The sequence below is a fragment of the Microbacterium sp. MMO-10 genome (assembly GCF_037148715.1).
Taxonomy (GTDB): Bacteria; Actinomycetota; Actinomycetes; order Actinomycetales; family Microbacteriaceae; genus Microbacterium.
On sequence record NZ_JBBCSV010000002.1, the window covers coordinates 845508 to 869617 of the forward strand.

General features: G+C 71.1%; 25 protein-coding genes and 1 tRNA gene. 13 read left to right on the plus strand and 13 right to left on the minus strand.

What is annotated here, in order from left to right; genetic code table 11:
* Positions 1-23 precede the first annotated feature (23 nt).
* Positions 24-875, plus strand: coding sequence for a PAC2 family protein (locus WFJ17_RS08390; RefSeq protein ID WP_251439997.1), 852 nt, complete (start codon positions 24-26; stop codon positions 873-875).
* Between the two features lie 72 nt (positions 876-947).
* On the opposite strand, the gene WFJ17_RS08395 is transcribed toward WFJ17_RS08390, so the two are convergent.
* Both WFJ17_RS08395 and WFJ17_RS08400 read right to left on the minus strand, forming a co-directional pair.
* On the minus strand, positions 948-1772 hold the full coding sequence (locus WFJ17_RS08395) for an undecaprenyl-diphosphate phosphatase (protein ID WP_251439999.1): 825 nt from the start codon (positions 1770-1772) through the stop codon (positions 948-950).
* Between the two features lie 40 nt (positions 1773-1812).
* Complete coding sequence (locus WFJ17_RS08400; RefSeq protein ID WP_251440006.1) at positions 1813-3114, minus strand: M20/M25/M40 family metallo-hydrolase; 1302 nt, start codon at positions 3112-3114, stop codon at positions 1813-1815.
* A 109-nt stretch (positions 3115-3223) separates the two neighbouring features.
* On the opposite strand from WFJ17_RS08400, the gene WFJ17_RS08405 reads away from it, so the two are divergent.
* A tRNA-Leu gene (locus tag WFJ17_RS08405) sits at positions 3224-3308 on the plus strand.
* 83 nt (positions 3309-3391) lie between these two features.
* Here WFJ17_RS08405 and WFJ17_RS08410 read toward each other — a convergent pair.
* The 3 genes from WFJ17_RS08410 to WFJ17_RS08420 all read right to left on the minus strand — a co-directional run bounded on the left by WFJ17_RS08410 (position 3392) and on the right by WFJ17_RS08420 (position 6708).
* A complete protein-coding gene (locus tag WFJ17_RS08410; protein ID WP_336648147.1) occupies positions 3392-3613 on the minus strand; it encodes a hypothetical protein in 222 nt (73 codons plus the stop codon).
* Between the two features lie 87 nt (positions 3614-3700).
* Positions 3701-4810 (minus strand): VIT1/CCC1 transporter family protein, encoded by a 1110-nt coding sequence (locus WFJ17_RS08415; RefSeq protein WP_251440024.1) that lies wholly within the window; start codon positions 4808-4810, stop codon positions 3701-3703.
* Positions 4811-4965: 155 nt separating this feature from the next.
* Entirely contained in the window at positions 4966-6708 is a 1743-nt protein-coding gene (locus WFJ17_RS08420) for a DEAD/DEAH box helicase (RefSeq protein ID WP_292887006.1), read from the minus strand.
* A 154-nt stretch (positions 6709-6862) separates the two neighbouring features.
* Between WFJ17_RS08420 and WFJ17_RS08425 the strand changes: the two genes are divergently transcribed.
* Both WFJ17_RS08425 and WFJ17_RS08430 read left to right on the plus strand, forming a co-directional pair.
* Positions 6863-8116, plus strand: a complete 1254-nt coding sequence (locus WFJ17_RS08425) for an LCP family protein (protein WP_336648148.1) — start codon at positions 6863-6865, stop codon at positions 8114-8116.
* Between the two features lie 65 nt (positions 8117-8181).
* Positions 8182-9006 carry an SGNH/GDSL hydrolase family protein gene (locus WFJ17_RS08430; protein ID WP_251440032.1) on the plus strand — a complete coding sequence of 275 codons (825 nt, stop codon included), beginning with the start codon at positions 8182-8184 and terminating at the stop codon, positions 9004-9006.
* 17 nt (positions 9007-9023) lie between these two features.
* Here WFJ17_RS08430 and WFJ17_RS08435 read toward each other — a convergent pair whose 3' ends face one another.
* Positions 9024-9842: a TrmH family RNA methyltransferase gene (locus WFJ17_RS08435; protein WP_336648149.1), complete on the minus strand. Its 819-nt coding sequence runs from the start codon at positions 9840-9842 to the stop codon at positions 9024-9026.
* Positions 9843-9955: 113 nt separating this feature from the next.
* On the opposite strand from WFJ17_RS08435, the gene WFJ17_RS08440 reads away from it, so the two are divergent.
* The 3 genes from WFJ17_RS08440 (at position 9956) to WFJ17_RS08450 (ending at position 12761) form a co-directional block, all read left to right on the plus strand.
* Entirely contained in the window at positions 9956-10780 is an 825-nt protein-coding gene (locus WFJ17_RS08440; protein WP_251442356.1) for a Sir2 family NAD-dependent protein deacetylase, read from the plus strand.
* A complete protein-coding gene (locus WFJ17_RS08445) occupies positions 10777-11361 on the plus strand; it encodes a histidine phosphatase family protein (RefSeq protein WP_251440051.1) in 585 nt (194 codons plus the stop codon). The genes WFJ17_RS08440 and WFJ17_RS08445 overlap by 4 nt, the downstream gene beginning before the upstream one ends.
* Positions 11362-11447: 86 nt before the next feature.
* Positions 11448-12761: an MFS transporter gene (locus WFJ17_RS08450; RefSeq protein ID WP_251440053.1), complete on the plus strand. Its 1314-nt coding sequence runs from the start codon at positions 11448-11450 to the stop codon at positions 12759-12761.
* A gap of 15 nt (positions 12762-12776) precedes the next feature.
* On the opposite strand, the gene WFJ17_RS08455 is transcribed toward WFJ17_RS08450, so the two are convergent.
* Genes WFJ17_RS08455 through WFJ17_RS08465 form a run of 3 tightly spaced genes read right to left on the minus strand, consistent with a single transcriptional unit; the run spans position 12777 to position 16274 of the window.
* Positions 12777-14156, minus strand: a complete 1380-nt coding sequence (locus WFJ17_RS08455; protein ID WP_336648150.1) for a dihydrolipoamide acetyltransferase family protein — start codon at positions 14154-14156, stop codon at positions 12777-12779.
* Positions 14153-15163, minus strand: a complete 1011-nt coding sequence (locus WFJ17_RS08460; protein WP_251440059.1) for an alpha-ketoacid dehydrogenase subunit beta — start codon at positions 15161-15163, stop codon at positions 14153-14155. Before WFJ17_RS08460 ends, WFJ17_RS08455 begins: the two co-directional genes overlap by 4 nt.
* A gap of 1 nt (position 15164) precedes the next feature.
* The gene (locus tag WFJ17_RS08465; protein ID WP_292886989.1) at positions 15165-16274 is read right to left on the minus strand and encodes a thiamine pyrophosphate-dependent enzyme; all 1110 of its coding nucleotides are present in this window, start codon (positions 16272-16274) and stop codon (positions 15165-15167) included.
* A 159-nt stretch (positions 16275-16433) separates the two neighbouring features.
* On the opposite strand from WFJ17_RS08465, the gene WFJ17_RS08470 reads away from it, so the two are divergent.
* Positions 16434-16919 (plus strand): Lrp/AsnC family transcriptional regulator, encoded by a 486-nt coding sequence (locus WFJ17_RS08470; protein ID WP_251440065.1) that lies wholly within the window; start codon positions 16434-16436, stop codon positions 16917-16919.
* On the opposite strand, the gene WFJ17_RS08475 is transcribed toward WFJ17_RS08470, so the two are convergent.
* Complete coding sequence (locus tag WFJ17_RS08475; protein ID WP_336648151.1) at positions 16879-17778, minus strand: alpha/beta fold hydrolase; 900 nt, start codon at positions 17776-17778, stop codon at positions 16879-16881. The two genes, WFJ17_RS08470 and WFJ17_RS08475, sit on opposite strands and share 41 nt — an antisense overlap.
* A 98-nt stretch (positions 17779-17876) precedes the next feature.
* On the opposite strand from WFJ17_RS08475, the gene WFJ17_RS08480 reads away from it, so the two are divergent.
* Complete coding sequence (locus tag WFJ17_RS08480) at positions 17877-18623, plus strand: 3'-5' exonuclease (RefSeq protein WP_251440082.1); 747 nt, start codon at positions 17877-17879, stop codon at positions 18621-18623.
* 41 nt (positions 18624-18664) lie between these two features.
* Positions 18665-18958, plus strand: a complete 294-nt coding sequence (locus tag WFJ17_RS08485) for a hypothetical protein (protein ID WP_251440085.1) — start codon at positions 18665-18667, stop codon at positions 18956-18958.
* Positions 18959-19018: 60 nt separating this feature from the next.
* Here the strand turns inward: WFJ17_RS08485 and WFJ17_RS08490 are convergent, their stop codons facing one another.
* The 3 genes from WFJ17_RS08490 to glgA form a co-directional block, all read right to left on the minus strand.
* A complete protein-coding gene (locus tag WFJ17_RS08490; RefSeq protein WP_292886977.1) occupies positions 19019-19276 on the minus strand; it encodes a type B 50S ribosomal protein L31 in 258 nt (85 codons plus the stop codon).
* Positions 19277-19373: 97 nt separating this feature from the next.
* Positions 19374-20162 (minus strand): ABC transporter ATP-binding protein, encoded by a 789-nt coding sequence (locus tag WFJ17_RS08495; RefSeq protein ID WP_251440162.1) that lies wholly within the window; start codon positions 20160-20162, stop codon positions 19374-19376.
* Between the two features lie 9 nt (positions 20163-20171).
* On the minus strand, positions 20172-21362 hold the full coding sequence (gene glgA / locus WFJ17_RS08500; RefSeq protein ID WP_336648152.1) for a glycogen synthase: 1191 nt from the start codon (positions 21360-21362) through the stop codon (positions 20172-20174).
* 46 nt (positions 21363-21408) lie between these two features.
* Between glgA and WFJ17_RS08505 the strand changes: the two genes are divergently transcribed.
* The 3 genes from WFJ17_RS08505 to WFJ17_RS08515 all read left to right on the plus strand — a co-directional run bounded on the left by WFJ17_RS08505 (position 21409) and on the right by WFJ17_RS08515 (position 24101).
* Entirely contained in the window at positions 21409-22653 is a 1245-nt protein-coding gene (locus tag WFJ17_RS08505) for a glucose-1-phosphate adenylyltransferase (protein WP_336648153.1), read from the plus strand.
* Positions 22654-22711: 58 nt separating this feature from the next.
* A complete protein-coding gene (serB, locus tag WFJ17_RS08510; RefSeq protein ID WP_251440170.1) occupies positions 22712-23347 on the plus strand; it encodes a phosphoserine phosphatase SerB in 636 nt (211 codons plus the stop codon).
* A 61-nt stretch (positions 23348-23408) separates the two neighbouring features.
* Entirely contained in the window at positions 23409-24101 is a 693-nt protein-coding gene (locus WFJ17_RS08515; RefSeq protein ID WP_251440172.1) for an alpha/beta fold hydrolase, read from the plus strand.
* The last annotated feature ends 9 nt before the right edge of the window (positions 24102-24110 follow it).

Sequence of the window (24110 nt, forward strand, 5' to 3'; positions counted from 1 at the left end):
CGGCCGCCGCAGGAAGGAGCACCGTGCAGGTACTCGGATCCCGGATCCTCGTCGCCGCCTTCGACGGCTGGAACGACGCGGGCGAGGCCGCGTCGGCAGCGGCCGAGCAGATCGACGACGGCACGTTCGATCTCGTGCACGCCGTGGACCCCGAGCTGTACTTCGACTACCAGTGGGCTCGCCCGACGCTCGAGCGCGACCAGGACGGCAATCGCAGCCTGCGCTGGCCTTCGGCCCGGATGCAGCGTCCGACCGGCACCGCCGGCGATGGCGAGCCGCGCCTCTGGCTGCTCACCGGAACCGAGCCCGCCCGCGCCTGGCAGGCGTTCAGCGCCGAGTTCATCGACGCGGCGCTGAGCGAGGACATCACGGGCTTCGTCACCCTCGGCGCGATGCTCTCCGACGTGCCGCACACGCGCCCGATCTCGATCTTCGCCTCGAGCGAGAACGCCGAGGTCCGTGACGCGCTCGGCATCGAGCGCTCGACCTACGAGGGCCCGATCGGCATCCTCTCCGCGCTCGACCATGCGGCGGAGCAGGCCGGCATTCCTGCGCTCTCGCTGTGGGCCAACGTCCCGCACTACGTGCAGACCGGCAGCGCCTCGCCCAAGGCCACGCTCGCGCTGCTGGACCGGCTGCACGAGGTGACCGGAGTGGACGTGCCCCGGGGCACGCTCGCCACCGAGGCGGCCATGTGGGAGGCCACGATCGACGCGGCCGCAGCCGAGGACGAGGAGATGGCCGCCTACATCGCGCAGCTCGAGGCCAAGCGCGACACCTGGGATTCACCGGATGCGTCCGGCGAGGCCATCGCGCAGGCCTTCGAGCGATTCTTCCGCCGCAACGGCGAGGGCCCGGGCGAGCACAAGCGCTGAGCCCGTTCTCCGAGAGTCGTCGGCCGCCGGGCCCCGTCGAAGCGCCTGCGCCCCCTCACGGCCGAGGCGCGCTCAGGGCTTGATCACGCCCATCGCGAGCAGGATGATGAGCACGATGCCGAGCAGGATCCGGTACACGACGAACGGCAGGAAGCTGCGCTGCGAGATCCAGCGCATGAAGAACGCGATGACGCCGAGTCCCACGACGAACGCGATCCCCGTCGCCGCAAGCGTCTCCCCCGCCGAGAACACGCTCGGCTCGCCGATGCTCTTCACCGCCTGGTAGATCCCGGATCCGAACACCGCGGGGATCGCGAGCAGGAACGCGTAACGGGCGGCCGCCTCGCGCTCGTATCCGAGCAGGAGTCCGGCGGTGATCGTGCCGCCGGAACGGGAGACCCCCGGGATCAGAGCCAGCGACTGCGCGAGCCCGTAGATGACGCCGTGCCCCAGCGTCAGATCTTTGAGGGTGCGCCGGCGGGCGCCGATCGCGTCCGCGACGCCGAGCAGCACGCCGAACACGATGAGCATGATCGCGACGATCCACAGCGAGCGGAACACCGTCTCGATCTGGTCCTTGAACGCGAGCCCGAGGACGACGATCGGGATGCTGCCGATGATGATCAGCCAGCCCATCCGCGCGTCCGGGTCGTTGCGCGGGATGCGACCGAGCAGCGCCGCCCACCAGCGGCTCACGATGCGGACGATGTCGCGCCAGAAGAACACGACGACGGCCGCCTCCGTGCCGATCTGCGTGATGGCCGTGAAGGCCGCCCCGGGGTCCTGCGCGCTCGGCAGGAACGCGCCCACGATGCGCAGGTGGGCGCTGGACGAGATCGGCAGGAACTCGGTGAGTCCCTGCACGATCCCCAGGAAGATGGCTTCGAGAAGATGCATGGGTCGCTTTCGCGTCGTCCGCGGGGTTCGCGCGGTGCGGTCAGTAGGTGCGCAGAAGGTCGGTCAGCACGCGCTGCCCGAAGACCAGCGCGTCGATCGGGACCCGCTCGTCGACCCCGTGGAACATCCCGGTGAAGTCGAGGTCGGCGGGCAGCCTCAGCGGCGCGAAGCCGTAGCCCGTGATGCCGAGGAAGGCGAGCGCCTTGTTGTCGGTGCCCGCACCGAGCAGGTACGGGATCACGGGCACGCCAGGATCGTGCCGCTCCAGGGCCGCCACCATCGCGTCGACGAGGTCGCCGGCGAACGGCGTCTCCATCCCGATGTCCTGCACGACCATCTCGAGCTCGATGTCCTCGCCGACGAGGGCGCGGAGCTGATCGAGCACCTCGTCCTCCATCCCCGGGATCACGCGCACGTCGATGAGCGCCTCCGCGCGCTCCGGGATGACGTTGTGCTTGTAGCCGGCCTGCAGCACGGTCGGATTCGTCGTGGTGCGCAGAGTCGAGCGCAGGAACGCCTCGGCAGGACCCGCCGTCGCGGCCAGGGCATCCGGATCATCGACCGGAAGACCGGAGAGCGCGCTCATCCGATCGAGGAAGTCGCGGGTCGTGGCGGTCAGATGGATGGGCCACGGGGTGCGTCCGATGGCCGCGACCGCCTCGGCGAGCTTGGTCACGGCGTTGTCCGGGTGGAAGCGGCTGCCGTGCCCGGCCCGCCCCTTCGCGACCAGGCGGATCCACAGCAGCGCCTTCTCCCCCACCTGCAGCAGGTAGGCGCGCCGATCGCCGACGGGGATCGAGTACCCGCCGACCTCGCTGATCGCCTCGGTCGCCCCGGCGAACCACTCCGGACGGTTCTGCACGACCAGGGCCGACCCCTCCACGCCCCCGTTCTCCTCGTCCGCGAAGAACACCAGGATCAGGTCGCGTTCCGGCTGTTCCCCCGCTCGCAGGATCTCGGCGATCGACGTGAGGATCATCGCGTTCATGTTCTTCATGTCCACGGCACCGCGGCCCCAGAGCATGCCGTCCTGGATGAGCCCGGCGAACGGATCCACGCTCCAGTCGCCCGCCATCGCGGGCACCACATCCAGATGACCGTGCACGACGAGCGCGGGCTTGCTCGCATCGCGGCCCGGCACCCGCGCCATGACGTTCGTGCGACGCGGGATCGGCTCGTAGTACTCCGGCTCCAGTCCGAGCGACTCCAGATAGGCGCCGACGTACTCGGCCGCCTCGCGTTCGCCCTTCGCGTCGCCGCCGCCGAAGTTGGAGGTGTCGAAGCGGATGAGGTCGGCGGCGATCCGCGCGACCTCAGGGATCTCGGCATCCGGCTGGGGCATGGGACAAGGCTATCGAACCCGCTCGACGCGCCCGACGTGCATCCTGGTTCGAGGGCGCCTGCGGAACGTGATAGTGTCATTCCTCGGTTGGGAACAGCCGAAAACACCAGCGCGGGTGGCGGAATAGGTAGACGCGCTAGCTTGAGGTGCTAGTGCCCGAATAGGGCGTGGGGGTTCAAGTCCCCCCTCGCGCACGCTGGTATGAAGGCCCCGGATCGGAAGATCCGGGGCCTTCGTCGTGTCCGCGTCGGCACCGCTCCGAGTCCCTGCCCGGGGGTCAGGCCGGCGCCTCGTCGGCGTCGGGCCCGTCCGGAGCGATGACCCCGATGCCCTCGGCCCGATGGCTCGGCTCCGGCTCGCCGTCATCGCCGCTGTGCGGAGCCTTCGGCTCCTCCCCGGGATCCTTCTCCGTGCTCGGCTCCCGCAGCTCCTCCGTCGTCGGCTCGTCCGGCCGTTCCGTCGGCTCGTCCCGCTCCTCGCCGTTCTCCCTGTCGCTCATCACCGCGCCTCCTGTCGTCGTCCGGCCGGCCTGGACCCCCTGCCACGGAGGCCACCAGGGGGTTGACAGCGGCCCGTCGCAGGCGGCTCAGCCGGCGCTGACGCCGAACAGCAGTCCGAGGACGTAGGTGACCGCGGCGGCCCCGAAGCCGATGGCCAGCTGCCGCAGGCCCCGGCGCAGCGGAGGACCACCGGAGAGCACTCCGACCGTGGCTCCGGTGCTCAGCAGAGCGATGCCGACGAGGGCGAGCGCCACGAGCACGGCCGGCGTGCCCTGCATGCCGAAGATCCACGGGAGCACCGGCACGATCGCGCCGGAGGCGAACAGCAGGAAGCTCGAGATCGCCGCCGGCCATGCGTTGCCGATGATCTCGTGCTCGTCCCCGCCGTCGTCGACCACCCGGAGCGGACCCGTCGCGCGCTGGGCCATCCCGGCCTTCGCCGCGCTCACGACCCGGCGGGCGCGCTCCAGCGACTCCTCCGTGTCCATGCCGCGGGCGCGGTAGACCAGGGCCAGCTCGTTCTCGTCCAGGTCCAGGTCGCTCGCGGTCGCCGCCCCGTGCCCGTTCTCCTCGGTGGCCTCCAGCAGTTCGCGCTGGGAGCGCACCGAGACGAACTCCCCCGCGCCCATCGACAGCGCGCCGGCGAGCAGTCCCGCGAATCCGCTGAACAGGACGAAGCCGCTGCTCGCCCCGGTGGCGCCGATGCCGAGCACGAGCGCGAGGTTGCTCACGAGTCCGTCGTTCGCGCCGAACACGGCGGCGCGGAACGATCCGGACAGCTGGCGGCGACCCCGCGCCGCGAGGCCGCGGACCACTTCGAAGTGCACCTTCTCGTCGGCGCGCATGGCGGGCGTCGCGTAGGCCTCGGAGTCGTACGGCGATCGCGCTTCCGCGCTCTGCGCGAGCGCCAGCACGAAGATGGATCCGAACCGGCCCGCCATCCAGCCCAGCACCCTCGTGCGCAGACCCGGCCGAGGCAGCCGTGCCGGCTCTCCGCCGAGCAACTGGAGCCAGTGCGCCTCGTGGCGTCCCTCCGCGGCCGCGAGCTCGAGCAGGATCTCCCGCTCCTCCCCGTCGCGCCGTGCGGCGAGCTGCTGGTAGACGTGCGCCTCGGCGCGCTCGTCGACGAGGTACCGCGCCCAGCGGCGGCGGTCGGCCGCGGTGGGTTCGGCGGGCACGGGAGCGGGGGTGTTCATCAGCGTCCTTCGTGTTCGGAGCAACCGTTCCACGCTATCCATGCGTGGTGCTCCGCCCCCTGCTGAGACGCGGATTGACAGCATTTCGGGGATCCGAACCGGCCGGTCCCGGGCGCGTCACGCGGACCGGATCCGGGCGCTGTCGCGCGCGGTGCTCAGGAGCGGACGCGACGCCGGAGCAGGTCGATGCGCGACTGCAGCTGGGTGACGGTCGCCTGCGCGACCGCCGGTCCTCCGCACAGTCGGCGCAGCTCGGCATGGACGGATCCGTGCGGCTCCCCGGTCTGCCGCGCGTAGACGCCGACGAGGCTGTTCAGCAGCTGCCGCTGCTCGCGCAGGGTGCGGTGCAGGGGCTCGGGCAGCGTCGTCGTCGCTGTCGGAGCCTGCGCCTCCCGCGCCTCGCGCAGCCGTGACTGGCGCGACTGCCGCTGCATGAGCAGCTCGTGCACGTGCTCCGGCTCGAGCAGACCCGGGATCCCGATGAACTCCTCCTCCTCGGGAGTGCCGGGCTCGGCGAGCTGGCCGAACTCCTTGCCGTCGAAGACGACCCGGTCGAAGTGCGCGAGCGAGGAGATCGCCTGATAGCTGAACTCCTGGGTGAGCGCGTCCGACGCATCATCCTCGCGGTTCGCACTCTCCAGCAGCGAGTCATCGAGGCCGTCATCGTCCTTCGACTGCCGGTCGAGCGCGTGGTCGCGCTGCTTCTCGAGCTCGTTGGCGAGCTTCATCAGCACCGGGACGTTCGGCACGAAAACGCTCGCGGCCTCGCCCCGGCGACGCGCGCGCACGAACCGGCCGATGGCCTGCGCGAAGAACAGCGGGGTCGACGACGACGTGGCGTAGACCCCGACCGCGAGCCGCGGCACGTCGACGCCCTCGGACACCATGCGCACGGCGACCATCCAGCGATCATCGGACGCGCTGAACTTCTCGATGCGCTCGGATGCGGTGGCGTCGTCGGAGAGCACGACCGTGGGCCGCTGGCCCGTGAGCGAATGCAGGATCTTCGCGTAGGCCCGCGCCACCGTCTGATCGGTCGCGAGCACGAGCCCGCCGGCATCGGGCACGTGGTGGCGGATCTCGGTGAGGCGGCGGTCGGCGGCCGACAGCACCGCGGGCATCCACTCCCCCTCAGGGTCGAGCGCGGTGCGCCACGCCTGCGAGGTGACGTCCTTCGTGTTGTCCTGCCCCAGGTGCGCCTCGAGCTCGTCTCCGGCGCTCGTCCGCCAGCGCATCTTGCCCGCGTACATGTGGAAGAGCACCGGGCGGACCACGCCGTCCTGGAGGGCCCGGCCGTAGCCGTAGGCGTAGTCGGTGCTCGAGATCCGAGCCCCCGATTCGTCGGGCAGATACTCCACGAACGGGATCGGCGCGGTGTCGCTGCGGAACGGGGTTCCGCTGAGGAGCAGCCGCCGTCTCGCCGACCCGTAGGCGTCGCGGATCGCGTCGCCCCAGCTGAGCGCATCGCCGCCGTGGTGCACCTCGTCCAGGATGACGAGCGTGCGCGCCCCCTCCGTGAGGTGCTTGTGCACCGAGGACTTCGCCGCCACCTGCGCGTAGGTCACGACGACGCCGTGGTACTGCCGGGACGGCGCCCAGTGGCTGTTGCGGAACCGGGGATCCAGGCGGATGTGCACGCGGGCCGCCGCATCCGCCCACTGGGTCTTCAGATGCTCGGTCGGGGCGACCACGATCACCCGGTCGACCTCGTTCGTGCGCAGCAGCTCGACCGCGAGGGTCAGCGCGAAAGTCGTCTTCCCAGCGCCCGGGGTGGCGGCGACCAGGAAGTCGCGGCGGTCGGGGATCCGGAAGTACTCCTCGAGGGCCTCCCGCTGCCATGCCCGCAGCCGATCGGCGGTTCCCCAAGGGGCGCGCTGAGGGAAGGACGGGGAGAGCATGGGATTCCACGATAGACGAGGCCGTCGACATACCCGTCCACGCCCCTCGGTGCGGTCACAGCGTCCGCACTGGATCGGCACAGCCGATCCAGTGCGCGTCGCAGTAGCGTCCCCTGCGGCCCTCCCGCCCGGAGCGCCCTCCCGGAGGACACCCATGAGACGACCCATCGCCGCGCGCCCGGTCGCGCAGCACGGCCGCGCGACCGGTCCGCGCATCTGGACCCGGATCCTGCGCGCGATCGGGATCGGCGTCGCCGTCGTCGTGGTCAGCACGGCCGGCGTCGCGGCCTACATCGTCTCGGATCTCACGGCCGCAGTCGCGCACAACAGCGTGCAGCTGGAGGGCGGCCCGACGGCCGCGCCCGACATCGGCGCATACAAGAGCGGCTTCAACCTGCTCGTCGTCGGCATCGACGCCTGCGAGGCGAAGTACGCGGACCTCTTCCCCGGACGCTGCGACGGCCCCGACGCGTCGAGCGTCAACAACGACGTCACAGTGCTCATGCACGTGTCCGACTCCCCCCGGCGCATCACGGTGATCAGCTTCCCGCGCGACCTGGTGATGCCGATCCCCTCGTGCACGGCGAAGGACGGCACCGCCGTGTCGGCGCAGAGCGGCGCGCAGATCAACACGACCTACGACGAGGGCGGCCTGTCCTGCGTCGCCAAGACGGTGACGCAGCTCTCCGGCCTGAACGTCGACTTCGCCGCCGCCGTGAACTTCGGCACCGTGATCGACATCACCAACGCCATCGGCGGCGTGCCGGTCTGCCTCGCCACGCCGATGAACGACGCGTACACGGGACTGAACCTCAGCGCCGGCGAGCACACCATCCAGGGGCTCCAGGCACTGCAGTTCCTGCGCACCCGGCACGGCCTGGTCTCGGGCAGCGATCTCGCGCGCATCGGCAACCAGCAGCAGTATCTGGCCAGCCTCGCCCGCACGCTGTCCAGCGGCAAGGTGCTCTCGAACGTGCCGGAGGTGCTGAACATCGCGAACATCGCGCTGAGCAACATCGAGGCCAGCACGACGCTCACCAATCCGATGACGATCGTCCAGCTCGCGCTCGCCGTCAAGGATGTGCCGCCCTCGGACATCACGTTCATCCAGTACCCGACGCTCACGGATCCCGACAACCCGAACCGTGTCATCGAGGACGACGCCTCGGCCCAGACGCTCTGGGCCGCGATCGCCGCGAACCAGCCGGTGCAGATCACCCACCAGAACACCGTGAACGACGGCGTCACCGTGGAGCCGGCCGCGCCGAGTGCGACCCCCGCCCCCAGCGGCACCGCCTCCCCTGCCCCGTCCGCCACCCCGGCGCCCAGCGCGGTTCCGCTGTCCGACAACGTGCGCGGCAGCACGGCGGCGCAGCAGACGTGCTCGAACGGCGACACCAGCCAGTGACGCCGCGACGCGGGTAGTCTCGGATCCGGTGCCGCGCCGAACGCACGGCTCCCAGGAGGAGGATCATGTCCGGCCACGAACCGCGCACCCCGTACATCCCGAACGACACGCCGCACCCGTGGCACCGCTACGTGGCCCTCGGCGACTCGTTCACCGAGGGCATCGGGGACCCCGAGCCGAGCGCTCCCGGCGGACACCGGGGATGGGCGGACCGCGTCGCCGAGGTGCTCGACGCGCAGAGCGACGACTTCGCCTACGCGAACCTCGCGGTCCGGGGCAAGCTCATCGCGCAGATCTCCGACGAGCAGGTCGCTCCCGCGATCGCGCTGAACCCGGATCTGATCACGCTGTGCGCGGGCGGCAACGACGTCATCCGCCCCGGCACCGATCCCGATGAGATCGCGGCGCAGCTCGACGACATGGTCACCCGCCTCGCCCGCACCGGCGCCGCGATCGTGCTCTTCACCGGCATCGACACGAACTTCACCCCCGTGTTCCGGCCGTTCCGCGGCAAGGTCGCGATCTACAACGAGAACGTGCGCGCCGTGGCGGATCGGCACGACTGCATCGTCGCCGACCAGTGGGGGCTGAAGACGATCCAGGATCCGCGCTTCTTCGCCGACGACCGCCTGCACATGAATCCCCTCGGCCACCACGAGGTCGCCCGGATGGTGCTGCGCGCGCTGAACGTGCCGAACGACCTGCAGGACATGGTGGCCGATCCCTTCCCGAACCGCACCTGGCGCGAAGCCCGCAACGAGGACCTGGTGTGGGCGCGCACGCACCTGGTGCCGTGGGTGCTGCGCAGACTGCGGCACCAGTCGTCCGGCGATTCGATCGAGGCCAAGCGCCCCGAACCGGCGCCGGTGCTGCTGCCGCACGAGGACTGAGCGCTCGCCTCGGGCGGTCAGTCCTCCGACGCCGGCGGGTGCCGCAGCGCCCAGAGCGCGACGGCGGCGGTCGAGGCGACGTTGAGCGATTCCACTCCGCCCGACATCGGGATCGTCACGATCTCATCGGCCGCCGCGAGTGCCGCGTCGGTCAGCCCCGGCCCCTCCGACCCGAAGGCGAGGGCGACCCGCTCCGGGCGCGCGGCCGCATAGGCCTCCAACGACACCGCGTCGTCGCTCAGCGCGAGTGCGGCGAGCTGGATGCGTTCGGCACGGAGCAGCGGGGCGAGCTCGCCCCAGCCGCGGAATCGCGTCCACGGCACCTGGAAGACCGCCCCGGTGCTGACCTTGACACTGCGGCGGTACAGCGGGTCCGCGCACCGTGCGGAGACGAGCACTGCATCGGCGTCGAGGGCCGCCGCGGCGCGGAACGCCGATCCGACGTTCGCATGCTCCACGAGGTCCTCCAGCACGACCACCGTGCGCGCCCCGCGCAGGACCGTCGCGGCTTCCGGCAGCGCCGGGCGGTGCATCGCCGCGAGAGCACCGCGATGCACGGGGAACCCGGCGACCGCCTCGACCACATCGTCCGGGCAGACGTACACCGGGGTGTCGGCGCCGCCGACGACGTCGCGGATGCCGCCCAGCCAGCGCTCCTGGGTGAGGACCGACCTCGGGCGGTGCCCGGCCCGGACCGCCCGCTCGATCACCTTGAGCGACTCGGCGATGTACAGGCCGCCCTCGGCGTCGCTGCGCAGCCGCAGCGCGGTGTCGGTCAGTCCGCGGTAGTCGTCGAGGCGGGGATCGGCGGGGTCGTCCAGGCGGATCTCGTGCACGGATCCACTCTCCCAGGTCGGGAGCCGACGTGCGTCGACGAGCCCCACGGTCCCCGGCCGACTCCCTGCGGAGCGCCCGTAGACTCGGGCGGGGAGGTTCCGTGAACAGCAGCATGCCGTCGTTGCACGCGCAGCTCGAGCCTGTCGCCGACCTGCTCGCCGACCGCCGCATCGCGTTCCTCACGGGCGCGGGCCTGTCCACCGATTCGGGGATCCCCGCCTATCGAGGCGCGGGATCCGCCCCCCGACGCGCACCGATGACCGTGCAGACGTTCCTCGGTTCGGAGCAGGCCCAGCGCCGCTACTGGCTGGGCGGGCACCTCGGCTGGCGCTCCTTCGGCACCGCCGAGGCGAACCCCGGCCATCGTGCGATCGCGGCGCTCGAGCGCGCCGGGCGCTCGGCAGGGGTGATCACGCAGAATGTGGACGGGCTGCACCTCGCCGCGGGATCCGCGCGCGTCGTCGAGCTCCACGGCACCATGCGCACCGTGCTCTGCCTGCAGTGCGGTCAGAGCTTCTCCCGGGACGCCGTCGCCGCGCAGATCGAACGGCGAAACCCCTGGCTCGATGTTCCCGATGAGGTGCTCCTCGGCCCGGACGGCGACGTGCGCCCCGAGAGCACCGACGGCTTCGCGCTGCCGGTGTGCACCGTGTGCGACGGAGCGCTCAAGCCCGACGTGGTGTTCTTCGGCGAGTTCATCCCCGGAGAGCGGTTCGCGACCGCCGAGGCGCTGCTGCGCTCCGGAGATGCGCTGGTCGTGGCCGGCTCCTCCCTCGTGGTGAACTCCGGCATCCGCATCATCGAGCGGGCGCGACGCCGCGCGCTCCCCATCGTCATCGTCAACCTCGAGCCCACCCGCGCCGACGCCTGGGCCTCCGCCACCATCGCGGCGTCCACCACCGTCGTCCTCCCCGCCCTCCAGGAGCTGCTCACGTGACCCTCATCACCCTCATCCGCCACGGCCAGACCGACTGGAACCTCGAAGGCCGGATCCAGGGAGCAACCGACATCCCGTTGAACGACACCGGTCGCGCCCAGGCACGGGCGGCCGCCGTGCGACTCGCAGGGACCCGCTTCGACCACGTGTACACCAGCCCGCTCGTGCGGGCGCGGGAGACGGCCGAGATCATCGCGGGCGAACTCGGCCTGCCCGCACCGCTGATCGCCGTCGGGATGCGCGAGCACGAGTTCGGGGCCGCCGAGGGTCTGCTCTGGGACCAGTACCGGGACCGGTTCCGAGCGGACAGCGGGAACGTGCCCGGCGCGGAGACCACGGCGGAGCTCACAGACCGCGCGCTGGCATCGCTCGAGCGGATCGCGCTCGCCGCCCGTCGCCGCTCCGCGCCGCGCACCGAATCCGTGCTCGTGGCGACGCACGGCGGGGTGATCCGCGCCCTCCTCGAGCACGCATCGGGCGGGACCCTCCCCGCTCCCGGGGAACGTCTCGGCAACGGGTCGCTGCACCGCTTCGCGATCGACGGCGGCGGCATCCGCCTGATCGACGCCGTCGCGGTCTGAGCGGCGCCCGCGCACCGCCGGGCGCCGGCCAGGACCGGAACGCATCCGGGCGTAGGATCGAAGAGCCGCCGATCCCGAGGAGAGCCGTGAATTCCGCCGCTGCACCCACCTGGCGGACCTGGCTCATCTGGATCGTCGGCGTCGCGGCCTACGTGCTGTCGATCACGAACCGCACCTCGCTGTCCGCCGTCGGAGTGGATGCCGCACACCTGTTCCAGGCGGACGCCTCCACGCTCTCCCTCTTCGCGGTCCTCCAGCTCGCGGTGTACGGCCTCATGCAGATCCCGGTCGGGCTGCTGCTGGACCGCTTCGGATCCCGGCCGATCATGGTCGCGGGGATGCTGCTGATGTCCGTCGGCCAGCTCGTCATGGCGTTCGCCCCCAACGTGGGCGTCGCGATCGTCGCGCGCATGATCCTCGGCGCCGGCGACGCCGCGATCTTCCCTGGCGTTCTCCGCCTCGTCGCGATCTGGTTCCCCGCCCAGCGCGGACCGCTGATGGCGCAGTTGACGGGGATCGTCGGCCAGCTCGGTCAGCTCGTCGCCCTCATCCCGCTGCCCCTGCTGCTGCACTCGACCACCTGGTCGGTCGCCTTCGGCAGCCTGGCGGGTCTCGGCGTGCTGTTCACCGTGCTCGTGTTCGCGCTGATCCGCAACCGTCCGCCCGAGTTCACCGAGGACGTCTCGGTCAACACGGACACCGGGGCGATCCGCGTCGTGACGTCCCAGGCCGATCTTCGGGTCTCCCTGCGCGAGGCCCTCGCCCACCCCGGCACCCGCCTCGGCTTCTGGACGCACTTCACGACGCCCTTCGCCGGCACCGCCTTCATGATGCTGTGGGGCATCCCGTTCCTCACCAGCGGCGAGGGCCTCTCGATCGGGACCGCGTCCCTGGTGACGACGGTCTACGTCCTGTTCGGGATCCTGTTCGGGCCCGTCCTGGGCACGCTGTCGGCGCGCCACCCGACGAGTCGCTCCCTCATGCTCGTGCTGCCGACCATCGGGATCCAGGTGATCGTCTGGCTCGCCGTGATCCTCTGGCCGGGACCGGCCCCGCTCTGGCTGCTGATCGTGCTCGCGATCGCCCTCGCCTCGGGAGGGCCCGCGTCCATGGTCGCGTTCGACCACGCCCGCACCCACAATCCCCAGCATCGGCTGAGCACCGCCACCGGCGTCGTGAACGGCGGCGGCTTCCTCGCAGCGCTCGTGGCGATCTTCCTCATCGGCCTGGCACTCGATCTGCAGGGCGCGGGAACGCCCGCCACCTACACGCTCGACGCGTTCCGCTGGGCCTTCCTCACCCAGGTGCCGCTGTGGCTCATCGGCACGGCGTTCATCGTGCGGGAACGACGGCTGACCCGGCGCGTGCTGGGCCTGGGCCGCCGCCCCCGTCAGGACTGAACGCCGAGGGTCCGCTCAGCCGAGCAGCATCGCCCGCCCCGGCTCCTGCAGCACGTCGGCCACGGCCTTCAGGAACTGCGCGCCCTCCGCTCCGTCGACGATGCGGTGGTCGAACGACAGGCTGAGCGTCATCACGTCGCGCAGCGCGATCTCGCCGCGATGCTCCCACGGCAGGCGGCGCACCGCTCCGAGGGCGAGGATGCCGGTCTGGCCCGGGGGCAGGATCGGGGTGCCCGCGTCGATGCCGAAGACGCCGATGTTGGTCAGCGAGAACGTGCCGCCGAGGAGGTCCGCCGGAGGGGTCTTCCCGCTGCGTGCCGTGCGCGTCAGCTCGGCGATCGCCCCTGCGAGCTCTCCCAGCGCCATGCTCTCGGCATCGCGGATGATCGGCACGATCAGTCCCCGCTCGGTGGCCGCGGCGATGCCGAGGTCGACGAAGTGCTGCTGCACGATCTCGCCCGCCTCGCCGTCCCAGCGCGAGTTCAGCCCCGGGTGGCGGCCGAGCGCCAGGCAGACGGCCTTCGCGACCACGGTGAGGACGCCGATGCGCGGGGCGTCCGGGGCCGCGGACGCCCGCAACGAGGCGATGAGCTCGCTCGTGGCGGTGACGTCGACGGTGTGGAACGTCGTCACGTGCGGCGCCGTGAACGCGCTCTGCACCATCGCCTCGGCCGTGTGCTTGCGGACGCCGCGGATCGGGATGCGCGTGGTGGCGCGCTGCCCCGCCGCACGGCGGTCCGGTGCACGCTCCGTCGTCGCGGCCGGGGCAGCCCCCGCCTCGGCAATGGTCCCGTTGACGCGGCGGCCGAGCCGCTCCCGGTAGGCGTCGACGTCGTGGCGCGTGATGACCCAATCGCCGAGCTCGGCGGCGACGAGCACCAGATCCACGCCCAGTCCCTTGGCATACGCGCGCACCGGGGGCGTCGACCGGGGTCGCTCGCCGCGCACCGGCGGCGCCGGGAGCACGTCGATCGCATCGTGCGGGGCCGCGACGCGCACCTCGGCGTCGGTCGCGACGACCGTCCCTGCGCCGGCGACGGCACGGCGCGCCCTGCGCTGCGGACGCCCGCTCGACGGCGCGGCGCCGTAGCCGACCAGGTTCGGCCCCGAGCCTTCCTCGACCGCCGACGGTGACGTCGGCGCCGGTTCGTCGGCACCCTCGATCTCGAAGCCCACCAGGGGCGCGCCCACGGCGACGACGTCGCCGGCTCCCGCGTGGAGCGCCGTGATCACGCCCGCGTGCGGCGACGGCAGCTCGACGATCGCCTTGGCAGTCTCGACCTCCGCGAGCGTCTGGTTCAGCGTCACCGTGTCGCCCTCGGCGACGAGCCACTGCACGATCTCGGCCTCGGTGAGGCCCTCGCCGAGATCCGGGAGGAGGAACTCCTGCTTCATCGCTCCGCCCCCTCCAGCAGCTGCTCGTCGTCGCAGACGCGGTCGACCGCATCCAGGATCCTGTCGAGGTCGGGGAGGTGGAACTTCTCCAGCTTCGCGGGCGGATAGGGGATGTCGTGGCCGGTGACGCGCAGCGGCGCCGCCTCCAGCCAGGTGAAGCACTTCTCGGTGATGCTCGCGATGACCTCCGCCGCCACGCCCGCCTCACGGGCGGCTTCGTGCACGACGACGACACGCCCCGTGCGGCGCACCGAGGCGCACACGGTGCCGTAGTCCACCGGGGAGAGCGAGCGCAGGTCGATGACCTCCAGCGACCTGCCCTCCGCCTCGGCCGCCTCGGCGGCGTCGAGCGCGGTGCGCACCATCGCCCCGTACGTCACGACCGTGACATCCGTGCCCTCGCGCACCACCCGGGCCAGCCCCATCGGCGCGGCGTCGGCGAGCGGGGTGTCCAGATCGACCTCGCCCTTGGCGTGGTAGAGCCGCTTCGGCTCGAAGAAGATCACGGGGTCGTCGCTCGCGATGGCCTGACGCAGGCAGGTGTACGCGTCCTGCGGATCGGAGACCGCCACCACGCGCAGCCCGGCGGTGTGCACGAAGTAGGCCTCCGGCGACTCCGAGTGATGCTCGGCGGCTCCGATGCCCCCGCCCCACGGGATCCGGATCGTGATCGGCATCGGCACCGTTCCCTGGGTGCGGTAGTGCAGCTTGGCCACCTGCGAGACGATCTGATCGAACGCGGGGTAGACGAAGCCGTCGAACTGGATCTCCACGACCGGGCGGTAGCCGCGCATCGCGAGGCCCACCGCCGTGCCGACGATGCCGGACTCCGCGAGCGGGGTGTCGATGACCCGCTCCGGCCCGAAGCGGTCGAGCAGTCCGTCGGTGATGCGGAACACGCCGCCGAGCTTGCCGATGTCCTCGCCGAGCAGCACGACCTTCGGGTCGTCGGCCAGGGACTGCGCCAGGGCGGCGCCGAGCGCCTTGCCCATGGTCATCTGCGTCATGTCACGCCTCCGCGAGGGTGTCGAGGTAGCGGGCGTAGTCCGCGCGCTCCTCGGCGAGTCCGGTGTGCGGCTCCGCGTAGACGCCGTCGAAGACCGCGAGCGGCTCGCGCGTCGTCATGCTCAGGCACGCGCTGCGCATCCGCATCGCGGTCTCGTCCGCCTCGGCGGCGAAGCCCGCCGCGATCTCGTCGGTGAGCACGCCCTCCGCACGCAGCAGGGTCTCGAGCCGAGCCAGCGGATCCTTGCCGCGCCAGTACTCCAGCTCCGCGGGGTCGCGGTAGCGGGTGGGGTCGTCTGCGGTCGTGTGCGGCCCCATCCGGTAGGTGACCAGCTCCAGGAACGCCGGGGATCCGCCGCGGGCCTGATCGAGCGCCCAGCGCGTGGCGGCGAACACGGCGAGCACGTCGTTCCCGTCCACCCGCATGCTGGGGATGCCGAAGCCCGGGGCGCGTCCGGCGATCGGGTGCTGCGACTGCACCGCGACCGGCTCGGAGATCGCCCAGTGGTTGTTCTGGCAGATGAAGACGACCGGTGCGCGGTAGGAGGAGGCGAACACCATCGCCTCGTTCACATCGCCCTGACTCGTCGCACCGTCGCCGAAGTAGGTCACGGCGGCCTGGTCCGAACCGTCGTGCAGGATGCCGAGGGCGTAGCCGACCGCGTGCAGCGTCTGCGCGCCGATGATGATCTGCAGCGGGGCCATGTGCATCACGGCGGGGTCGTAGGCCGCGCCCTCCTCGCCGCGCCACATGCGCACGTAGTCGCCCGGCTGCGCGCCGCGCGCGAGCATCACGCCGGTCTCGCGGTAGCTGGGGAACACGACGTCGTCGTCGCGGAGCGCGCGGGCGGAGCCGATCTGCGCGGCCTCCTGCCCCTGACACGGGGCCCAGAGCCCCAGCTGGCCCTGGCGCTGCAGCGCGACTCCCTCGGCGTCCAGACGGCGCAGCACCACCATGTCGCGGAGCAGCGAGAGCAGCTGGTCGGAGGTGACGTCGGCGGCGAACGGGGCGAGACGCGCATCCGCACGGCGGCGGCCCTGGGCGTCGATGAGTGCGGCGGGCTCGTCGAGCCCGATTCCGGTGACGGTGATGGGATCAAGGTGGGTAGACATCTTCGTCCTCCTCAGTGGATCCGCCCTCGTGAGCCGGATCCGATGCGTCTTCGCTGTGGCTTGAGCGTACGTCTGGTTCACACGTCGCTCAAGCAATGACGCTCTGCTTGAGCATGTTGCCAAGTCAGGCGCCATCGTCGACTGCTAGCCTTTGGCAACATGGCAACCCTCGATCGCACCGATCTCGACATTCTCGAGATGCTCTCCGCCGACCCCCGCACGACGGTGGTCGCGATGGCCGAGAAGCTCCGGCTCTCCCGCAACACGATCCAGGCGCGCATGGCCCGCTTGGAGCAGACCGGGGTGTTCCTGCCGTACGAACGCGCCTTCTCCCCCGCGGTGCTGGGCTACCCGCTGCAGGCGTTCGTCAGCATCGGCGTGCGGCAGACCGAGCTGCCTCGGATCATCGCCGAGCTCGCCCGCGTGCCCGAGGTCGTACAGGCGCACGGGCTCAGCGGGTCCATCGATCTGCTCGCCCTCGTCGCCTGCCGGGATGCCCGCCATCTCTTCGACACCGACGCGCGCATCCTGTCCATCGACGGCGTCGAGAGGACCGAGACGTCCCTCGCGATGGGCGAGGTCATCCCGTTCCGCGTCGGCGGTCTCATGGGGCTGGCACGGCGAGAGGCCGGAGGAACCGCCTGATCGCCCCGGCGGCCTCGGCGGGCGTTTCATAGTGGATGAGATGCCCGACGTGCGCGATCTCGGTCAGCTCGGCATCGGGGAACAGGGTCGCCAGGTGACGTTCCGCCTCGATCGGCGTGATGTCGTCGCGCTGAGCCGCCACGAGGAGCGTGGGAACCTCGATGCCCGGAGCGAACTCGCGCACGTCGTGGGAGACGCTGGTCCGGAACGCCTGACTGAGCACCTCGCGGTCGGAGAACCGCGAGAAGTAGGTGTCGTGCTGATCGTGCACGAAGCGGCGCAGCTCCGGATCCGCGGTCTTCGCCATCGCGACGCTCATGACGCGCACGATGACGCGGTTGCGCAGCAGCTCGGTCCCGACCCCCTCGGGCAGCCGCGCCCCCAGCGCGTAGTAGAGGATCGCCAGCCGGGTGAGCACGGCCTTCGGGCCCTCGAGCGCCGGCGCGCCGATCGGGTTGACCAGGATCAGGCGCGGTGTCCGCAGCCCGCCCGCGACAGCCGCAGACGCGACGATGGAACCGAACGAGTGTCCGAGGACGACCGCACCCGGAGCCACCGTGCCGGCGAACTCCGTGAGCCAGGCGGCATAGGCGTCGATGTCGTGCACGCGTCCCGGCAACGGCGCGGTCTCGCCGAACCCCGGCAGATCCGGCATGATCACCCGCACCCCGGGGAGGTGCGCCACGACGGGCTCGAGCCCGTGGTGCTCGCCGCGGAAGCCGTGCACGGCGAGAACGGTGGCCTCGGCGTCCTCCGGGCCGTAGACCCAGTAGGCGGTGCGCCCGCCGAGCACCTCGGCCTCGTGGCGCTGCACCGGGATGCGGTCCAGGCGGGCGGCATACGGCGAGGGAACGGGCATGCGTCGAGTCTACGGTCGGCGTCGCGCCCCGCCCGTGCGTCGCCTGGACGCCGCGCGCCGCCGCCGGGATGTCGGGAGCCCGTCCTACGGTGGGCGTCATGACCCCGTCGACGCCTCTGCCTCCGTGGCTGACGCGTGTCGGCGTGTTCGATCTCGAGACCACCGGTATCGACGTCACCCGCGATCGGATCGTCACCGCGCATGTGGGCGTGCTCGACCAGCACGGATCAGAGATCGCCGCGCGCACCTGGCTCGCCGATCCCGGCGTGCCTATCCCGGCCGGCGCGACCGCGATCCACGGGATCACGTCCGAGCGCGCCCGGCGCGACGGCGCTCCCGCCGCGCAGGTCATCGCCGGTGTCGTCGCGGCGCTGCGGTCGCTGCTCGAGCGCGGCATCCCCGTCGTGGCGTACAACGCCGCGTTCGACTTCTCCCTGCTCGCGCATGAGGCGCGCCGCCACCGGATCGCACCGCTGGAGGATCCGGCGCCGGTGATCGACCCGCTCGTCATCGACAAGGCCTACGACCGCTACCGGCCCGGCAAGCGCACGCTGGAGATCGTCGCCGCCCACTACCGCGTCGATCTCGTCGGGGCGCATGACGCCTCTGCCGACGCCGTCGCAGCCGGACGGGTCGCACAGGCGCTCGCGCAGCGCTTCCCGCTCCCCGCCAGCGCAGGCGAGCTGCACACGCGGCAGATCAGCTGGGCCCGTGCCCAGGCCGCGAGTCTCACCGACTACTTCGTGCGGATCGGCCGCATCGATCCGACGGAGCGCGTCGACGGCCGGTGGCCGGTGCGCGAAGGGGATCAGCGCCGCAGAGACCCCTCCGAGATGTCCCTCTGAGGACGGATCCCCCGCTCAGCGGTTGGGCGTACGCTGCAGGCATGGACGGCGTCCTGAAGACGGTGCTGGGCTGGAGCGCAGCGGTGCTGCCGATCGCCTTCGGCCTCTACCTTCTCGGATTCGCAGCCTGGACGCTCCTCCGTCCCGGACCGTTCGAGAAGCGCTACCCCACGCGCGGCGGGGGCCTCGGCGGCGCGTTCGACAGTGTCTTCTCCCCCAGTTCGGCGGAGGCGGGATCGGAGCGCGACCGGCAGACGCGGCGGACGGCACCCGCCCCCGCTCCGGGCGATCCCCCCTGGGGCATCGACGGTGACCGGATCCGCATCGACCTCTGAGACGGGCACGCCCCGGAAAACGACGAAGGCCCCGCCGGAGCGGGGCCTTCGCAGGGGCGATTACTTGCCGGAACCGCCGAAGTTCTTGAAGCGCTGGTTGAACTTCTCGACGCGACCGGCCGAGTCCATGATGCGCTGCTTGCCCGTGTAGAACGGGTGCGAGGCCGAGGAGATCTCGACGTCGATGACGGGGTACTCCACGCCGTCGAGCTCGATCGTCTTGTCGCTGGTGACCGTCGAACGGGTCAGGAAGGTGTCTCCGGAACCGAGGTCGCGGAAAACGACGGCCTGGTACTCGGGGTGGATGTCAGTCTTCATGGGATTCCTTACGTGGTGCCCTGGATTGTGCCAGGGGCGAGGGAAGTCTGCGGTGCAGAGTGCACCAAGGATCGATTCTACCAGTCCTCCGACGGACTCAGGAACCAGCGGCGCGCGCCGCGTAGCGTCCCGCGCTCCGGTCCAGGGCGATCGGCATCGCGAAGGCCTCGCTCAGCGCCTCCGCGGTGAGCGTCTGCTCGATGGGACCCGCGGCGACGATCGCACCGTCGCGCAGCAGCAGGACATGCGTGAACCCGACGGGGATCTCCTCGACGTGGTGCGTCACCATCACCATCGCCGGGGTCGTCGGGGACTGGGCGAACCCGCTGAGCAGGGCCAGCAGCTCCTCGCGGGCGCCGAGGTCGAGGCTCGCGCTCGGCTCGTCCAGCAGCAGGAGCTCCGGATCCGTCATCACGGCGCGCGCGATCTGAACCCGCTTCTGCTCGCCGTCGCTGAGGGTCCCGAAATGACGCGCGGCGAGGTGCTCCAGATGCCACTGCTCGAGCACCCGGAGAGCGCGGCGCTCGTCGAGCGACTCGTAGGACTCGTTCCAGCGGCCCATCACGGAGTAGGCCGCCGTCATCACCGTGTTGAGCACGGTCTCGTCCGCCGGGATCCGGCGGGCCATCGCCGAGGAGGCGAAGCCGATCCGCGGGCGGATCTCGAACACGTCGGTGCGCCCGAGCGTCTCGCCCAGGATGTCGACGCGCCCCTGCGTCGGATGCATCAGCGTGTCCGCCAGCTGCAGGAGCGTGGTCTTGCCCGCGCCGTTGGGCCCGAGCACGACCCAGCGCTGGTCGTCCTCGACGGTCCAGGAGAGGTGATCGACGATGTTGCGACCGTCGCGGCGCACCACGACGTCCGAGAATTCGAGGACGGCAGACATGCCCTCAGCCTATCGTCGGGCCGTGAGCTCCTCGTAGAGCGCCCGGGTCGTGTCGGCGATCGCGGCCCAGCTGAAGTCGGCCGCCGCCCGCTGCCGGCCGGCCTCCCCGTATGCCTTCGCTCGCGCGGGGTCGGAGACGACCTCGGTGAGCGTGGCGGCGAGGTCCGACACGAAGCGCTCGGGGTCGACCGGGGTCCCCGTGCCGTCCTGCACCTGCTCGATCGGCACCAGCCGCCCGGTCACGCCGTCGACCACCACTTCCGGGATGCCCCCGGTCGCGGTGCCGACGACCGCGGCGCCGCACGCCATGGCCTCCAGGTTCACGATCCCGAGGGGCTCGTAGACCGAAGAGCAGACGAAGGTCGTGGCAGCCGTCAGGATCGCGGACAGCTCGTGGCGCGGCAGGAACTCCTCGATCCAGACCACCCCGGTGCGCGTGGCGGTGAGGTCGGACACGAGGCCGCGCACCTCGTCCATGATCTCCGGCGTGTCGGGCGCGCCGGCGCAGAGCACCAGTTGCACCTCCGGGGGCAGCTTCTCGGCGGCCCGCAGGAAGTACGGGAGCCCCTTCTGCCGGGTGATCCGTCCGACGAACACCACCGAGGGGCGCGACGGGTCGATCCCGTGCTTCGCCAGCACATCGGCGTCGTCGACCGGATGCCAGGCGTCGACATCGATGCCGTTGTAGATCACGTGAACTCTGGCAGGATCCACCTGCGGGTAGGCGCGCAGGATGTCGTTGCGCATCCCCCCGCTCACCGCGATGATCGCGGCGGCGTTCTCGTAGGCCAGGCGCTCGATGCCGCTGGAGACCGCGTAGCCGCCGCCGAGCTGCTCGGCCTTCCAGGGGCGCAGGGGCTCAAGACTGTGCGCCGTGAGGACATGCGGGATGCCGTGCAGCTGCGCGGCGATGTGCCCCGCGAAGTTCGCGTACCAGGTGTGACTGTGCACGACATCGGCGCCGGCGACGTCCGGCACCATGTCGAGATCCGTGCCGAGCGTCTGCAGAGCGGCGTTCGCATCGGCGAGTTCGACAGGTGTCCGATAGGCCGTCACATCCTGTTCATCCCGGTCCGCCCCGAAGGCGCGCACGCGGACGTCGGCGCCGGAACGCAGGGCTTTCACCAGTTCTGCGACGTGCACACCGGCCCCTCCGTAGATCTCCGGCGGGTACTCCTTGGTGATGATGTCGACGCGCATGTCCTGAAGGTAGTACATCGCGTCGACGTGGCTCTATGGTGGACGCATGTCGGCACCAAAGAAGGTTTTCGGGATCATCCTCGCCGGCGGCGAGGGCAAGCGGCTCATGCCCCTGACGGCGGATCGGGCCAAGCCCGCAGTGCCGTTCGGCGGGCAGTACCGATTGATCGATTTCGCGATCTCCAACCTCATCAATTCGGGTCTGCGCCAGATCGTCGTGCTCACGCAGTACAAATCCCACAGTCTCGACCGCCACATCTCGCAGATTTGGCGGATGTCGGCCCTGCTCGACTCCTACGTGGCCTCCGTGCCCGCTCAGCAGCGTCTGGGCAAGCGCTGGTTCTCGGGCTCGGCGGACGCGATCCTGCAGAGCATGAACCTGATCCTCGATGAGAAGCCCGACATCGTCGTGGTCATCGGCGCCGACCACGTCTACCGGATGGACTTCCAGCAGATGATCGACGCGCACATCGCCTCGGGCGCGCGGGCGACCGTCGCGGGGATCCGGCAGCCCCTCGCCCTCGCCTCCCAGTTCGGTGTGATCGACATCGCGGACGGTGACTCCGGGCGCATCAGCCAGTTCCTGGAGAAGCCGTCCGACCCGACCGGGCTGCCCGACTCTCCGCACGAGGTGCTCGCCTCGATGGGCAACTACGTCTTCGACGCCGATGCGCTCATCGAGGCGGTCGAGGCCGACGGAGAGCTCGCCGGCTCGAACCACGACATGGGCGGCGACATCGTGCCGTACTTCGTGAACCGCGGCGAAGCGGGCTTCTACGACATGAAGCAGAACGAGGTCCCGGGATCCTCCCCCCGCGACCGCTCCTACTGGCGGGATGTGGGCACCATCGAGTCGTTCTTCGACGCGCACATGGATCTCATCTCGACGCTGCCGATCTTCAACCTCTACAACATGGAGTGGCCGATCCACTCGCAGGCGGTCAACTCGCCGCCGGCCAAGTTCGTGCGCGACTCGGTCGGACGGATCGGCAACGCGATCGACTCCATCGTGTCGCTCGGCTCGGTGCTCTCCGGCACCCATCTCGAACGCAGCGTCGTGGGCCCGTGGACGCTCGCGGCAGGGGGATCGACGATCACCGACTCCGTGCTCTTCGACGGGGTGCGCGTCGGACAGGGCGCACGCGTTCATCGCGCCATCCTCGACAAGAACGTGGTGCTGCTGGACGGGGCGACCGTCGGCGTGGACCGCGAACGCGACCTCGATCGCGGCTTCACCATCACGGAGACGGGGCTCACGGTCGTCGGCAAGGGCATGCGGATCGAGCGCTGACCTCGCCGCGCGCGACACACGGTTCGATGACGCCCGGTGCGGCGGATACCCTCGACGGGTGACCTCCGCGCGCTTCCTCGTCGTCCTCGATGCCGATTCCACGCTCATCCGCAACGAGGTGATCGAACTCCTCGCCGACGAGGCCGGACGTCGCGCCGAGGTCCAGGCGGCGACCGAGGCGGCGATGCGCGGCGAGGTCGACTTCGCCACGAGTCTCCGTTCCCGCGTCTCGGCTCTCGCCGGGGTGCCGACGACCGCGTTCGACCGGGTGCGGGAGCGGATCGAGCCGACCCCCGGCGTGCGCACGCTGATCGACGAGGTCCACGCCCGTCACGGCGTCGTCGGCGTGGTGTCCGGAGGCTTCCACGAGATCCTGGACGCGGTGGCGCCCGCGCTCGGCGTCGACCGCTGGCGCGCGAACCGGCTCGAAGTGCACGACGATGCGCTGACGGGACGCGTGCAGGGCGAGATCGTGGATGCGGCGGCCAAGGCGGCCTCGCTCCGCGAGTGGGCGGCGGAACTCGGCGTCGCTCCGCACGCCACCATCGCGATCGGCGACGGCGCGAACGACCTGCAGATGATGGCGGCCGCCGGGCTCGGCCTCGCGTTCAACGCGAAGCCGGCGGTGCGTGCCGCCGCGTCGCTCGTGATCGGCCCCGTCGACCTCGCCCAGGTCGTACCGCTGCTCCCCTGACGAGCGTCCTCCGCGCCGGTGGCACTGGCGCGATGTCGGCGGCTCCCCCTAGCGTCGAGGCATGGACATCATCCTCGTTCCGGGTCTCTGGCTCGACGCCGACTCCTGGGAGCCCGTGCTCCCCGCTCTCCGCGCCGCCGGGCACGAACCGCACGCGCTCACGATGCCGGGTGTCGGATCGCCCGCTGCCGGCTCCTCCGACATCCGGCTCACGGATTGGATCGCTGCGGTCGTCGCCGCCATCGACGCCGCTCCGGGCGACGTGGTCCTCGTCGGGCACTCCGGCGGCGGCAACGTCATCTGGGGTGCGGCGGACGCCCGCGCCGACCGCGTCCGGCGCGCGGTGTTCGTCGACACCGTCCCGCCTCCGCCCGGCAGCGGGATCAGCGAGTTCCCCGTCGTCGACGGCGTCATCCCGTTCCCCGGATGGGGGTTCTTCGACGCCGACGACGTCGCCGACCTCGATGAGCCGACCAGGGCGGCCAAGGCCCTCACGGCGAAGAGCGTGCCCCGGCACGTGCCGACGGACCCGATCCCCCTCGCGGACGGGCGCCGCTACGACGTCCCCGTCACCCTGCTCATGGGCTCGCCCACTCAGGATGAGCTGGAGTCCTTCCTCGGCCAGTGGGAGTCCTACTGGGAGGAGTACCGCAGCATCAAGGACGCGGAGGTCGTGCGCATCGGATCCGGTCACTGGCCGCAATTCTCGGCTCCCGAGCGGCTCGCCGAGCTGCTCGTGGCGGCCACGCGCTGACCGGCCGCG

Excerpts from the sequence above, each read along its gene's own strand:
- WFJ17_RS08395 (WP_251439999.1), bottom strand. The coding sequence starts at position 1,772 with ATGCATCTTCTCGAAGCCATCTTCCTGGGGATCGTGCAGGGACTCACC.
- WFJ17_RS08400 (WP_251440006.1), bottom strand. The coding sequence starts at position 3,114 with ATGCCCCAGCCGGATGCCGAGATCCCTGAGGTCGCGCGGATCGCCGCC.
- WFJ17_RS08410 (WP_336648147.1), bottom strand. The coding sequence starts at position 3,613 with ATGAGCGACAGGGAGAACGGCGAGGAGCGGGACGAGCCGACGGAACGG.
- WFJ17_RS08415 (WP_251440024.1), bottom strand. The coding sequence starts at position 4,810 with ATGAACACCCCCGCTCCCGTGCCCGCCGAACCCACCGCGGCCGACCGC.
- WFJ17_RS08420 (WP_292887006.1), bottom strand. The coding sequence starts at position 6,708 with ATGCTCTCCCCGTCCTTCCCTCAGCGCGCCCCTTGGGGAACCGCCGAT.
- WFJ17_RS08425 (WP_336648148.1), top strand. The coding sequence starts at position 6,863 with ATGAGACGACCCATCGCCGCGCGCCCGGTCGCGCAGCACGGCCGCGCG.
- WFJ17_RS08430 (WP_251440032.1), top strand. The coding sequence starts at position 8,182 with ATGTCCGGCCACGAACCGCGCACCCCGTACATCCCGAACGACACGCCG.
- WFJ17_RS08440 (WP_251442356.1), top strand. The coding sequence starts at position 9,956 with ATGCCGTCGTTGCACGCGCAGCTCGAGCCTGTCGCCGACCTGCTCGCC.
- WFJ17_RS08455 (WP_336648150.1), bottom strand. The coding sequence starts at position 14,156 with ATGAAGCAGGAGTTCCTCCTCCCGGATCTCGGCGAGGGCCTCACCGAG.
- WFJ17_RS08460 (WP_251440059.1), bottom strand. The coding sequence starts at position 15,163 with ATGACGCAGATGACCATGGGCAAGGCGCTCGGCGCCGCCCTGGCGCAG.
- WFJ17_RS08465 (WP_292886989.1), bottom strand. The coding sequence starts at position 16,274 with ATGTCTACCCACCTTGATCCCATCACCGTCACCGGAATCGGGCTCGAC.
- WFJ17_RS08470 (WP_251440065.1), top strand. The coding sequence starts at position 16,434 with ATGGCAACCCTCGATCGCACCGATCTCGACATTCTCGAGATGCTCTCC.
- WFJ17_RS08475 (WP_336648151.1), bottom strand. The coding sequence starts at position 17,778 with ATGCCCGTTCCCTCGCCGTATGCCGCCCGCCTGGACCGCATCCCGGTG.
- WFJ17_RS08480 (WP_251440082.1), top strand. The coding sequence starts at position 17,877 with ATGACCCCGTCGACGCCTCTGCCTCCGTGGCTGACGCGTGTCGGCGTG.
- WFJ17_RS08485 (WP_251440085.1), top strand. The coding sequence starts at position 18,665 with ATGGACGGCGTCCTGAAGACGGTGCTGGGCTGGAGCGCAGCGGTGCTG.
- WFJ17_RS08490 (WP_292886977.1), bottom strand. The coding sequence starts at position 19,276 with ATGAAGACTGACATCCACCCCGAGTACCAGGCCGTCGTTTTCCGCGAC.
- WFJ17_RS08495 (WP_251440162.1), bottom strand. The coding sequence starts at position 20,162 with ATGTCTGCCGTCCTCGAATTCTCGGACGTCGTGGTGCGCCGCGACGGT.
- glgA (WP_336648152.1), bottom strand. The coding sequence starts at position 21,362 with ATGCGCGTCGACATCATCACCAAGGAGTACCCGCCGGAGATCTACGGA.
- WFJ17_RS08505 (WP_336648153.1), top strand. The coding sequence starts at position 21,409 with ATGTCGGCACCAAAGAAGGTTTTCGGGATCATCCTCGCCGGCGGCGAG.
- WFJ17_RS08515 (WP_251440172.1), top strand. The coding sequence starts at position 23,409 with ATGGACATCATCCTCGTTCCGGGTCTCTGGCTCGACGCCGACTCCTGG.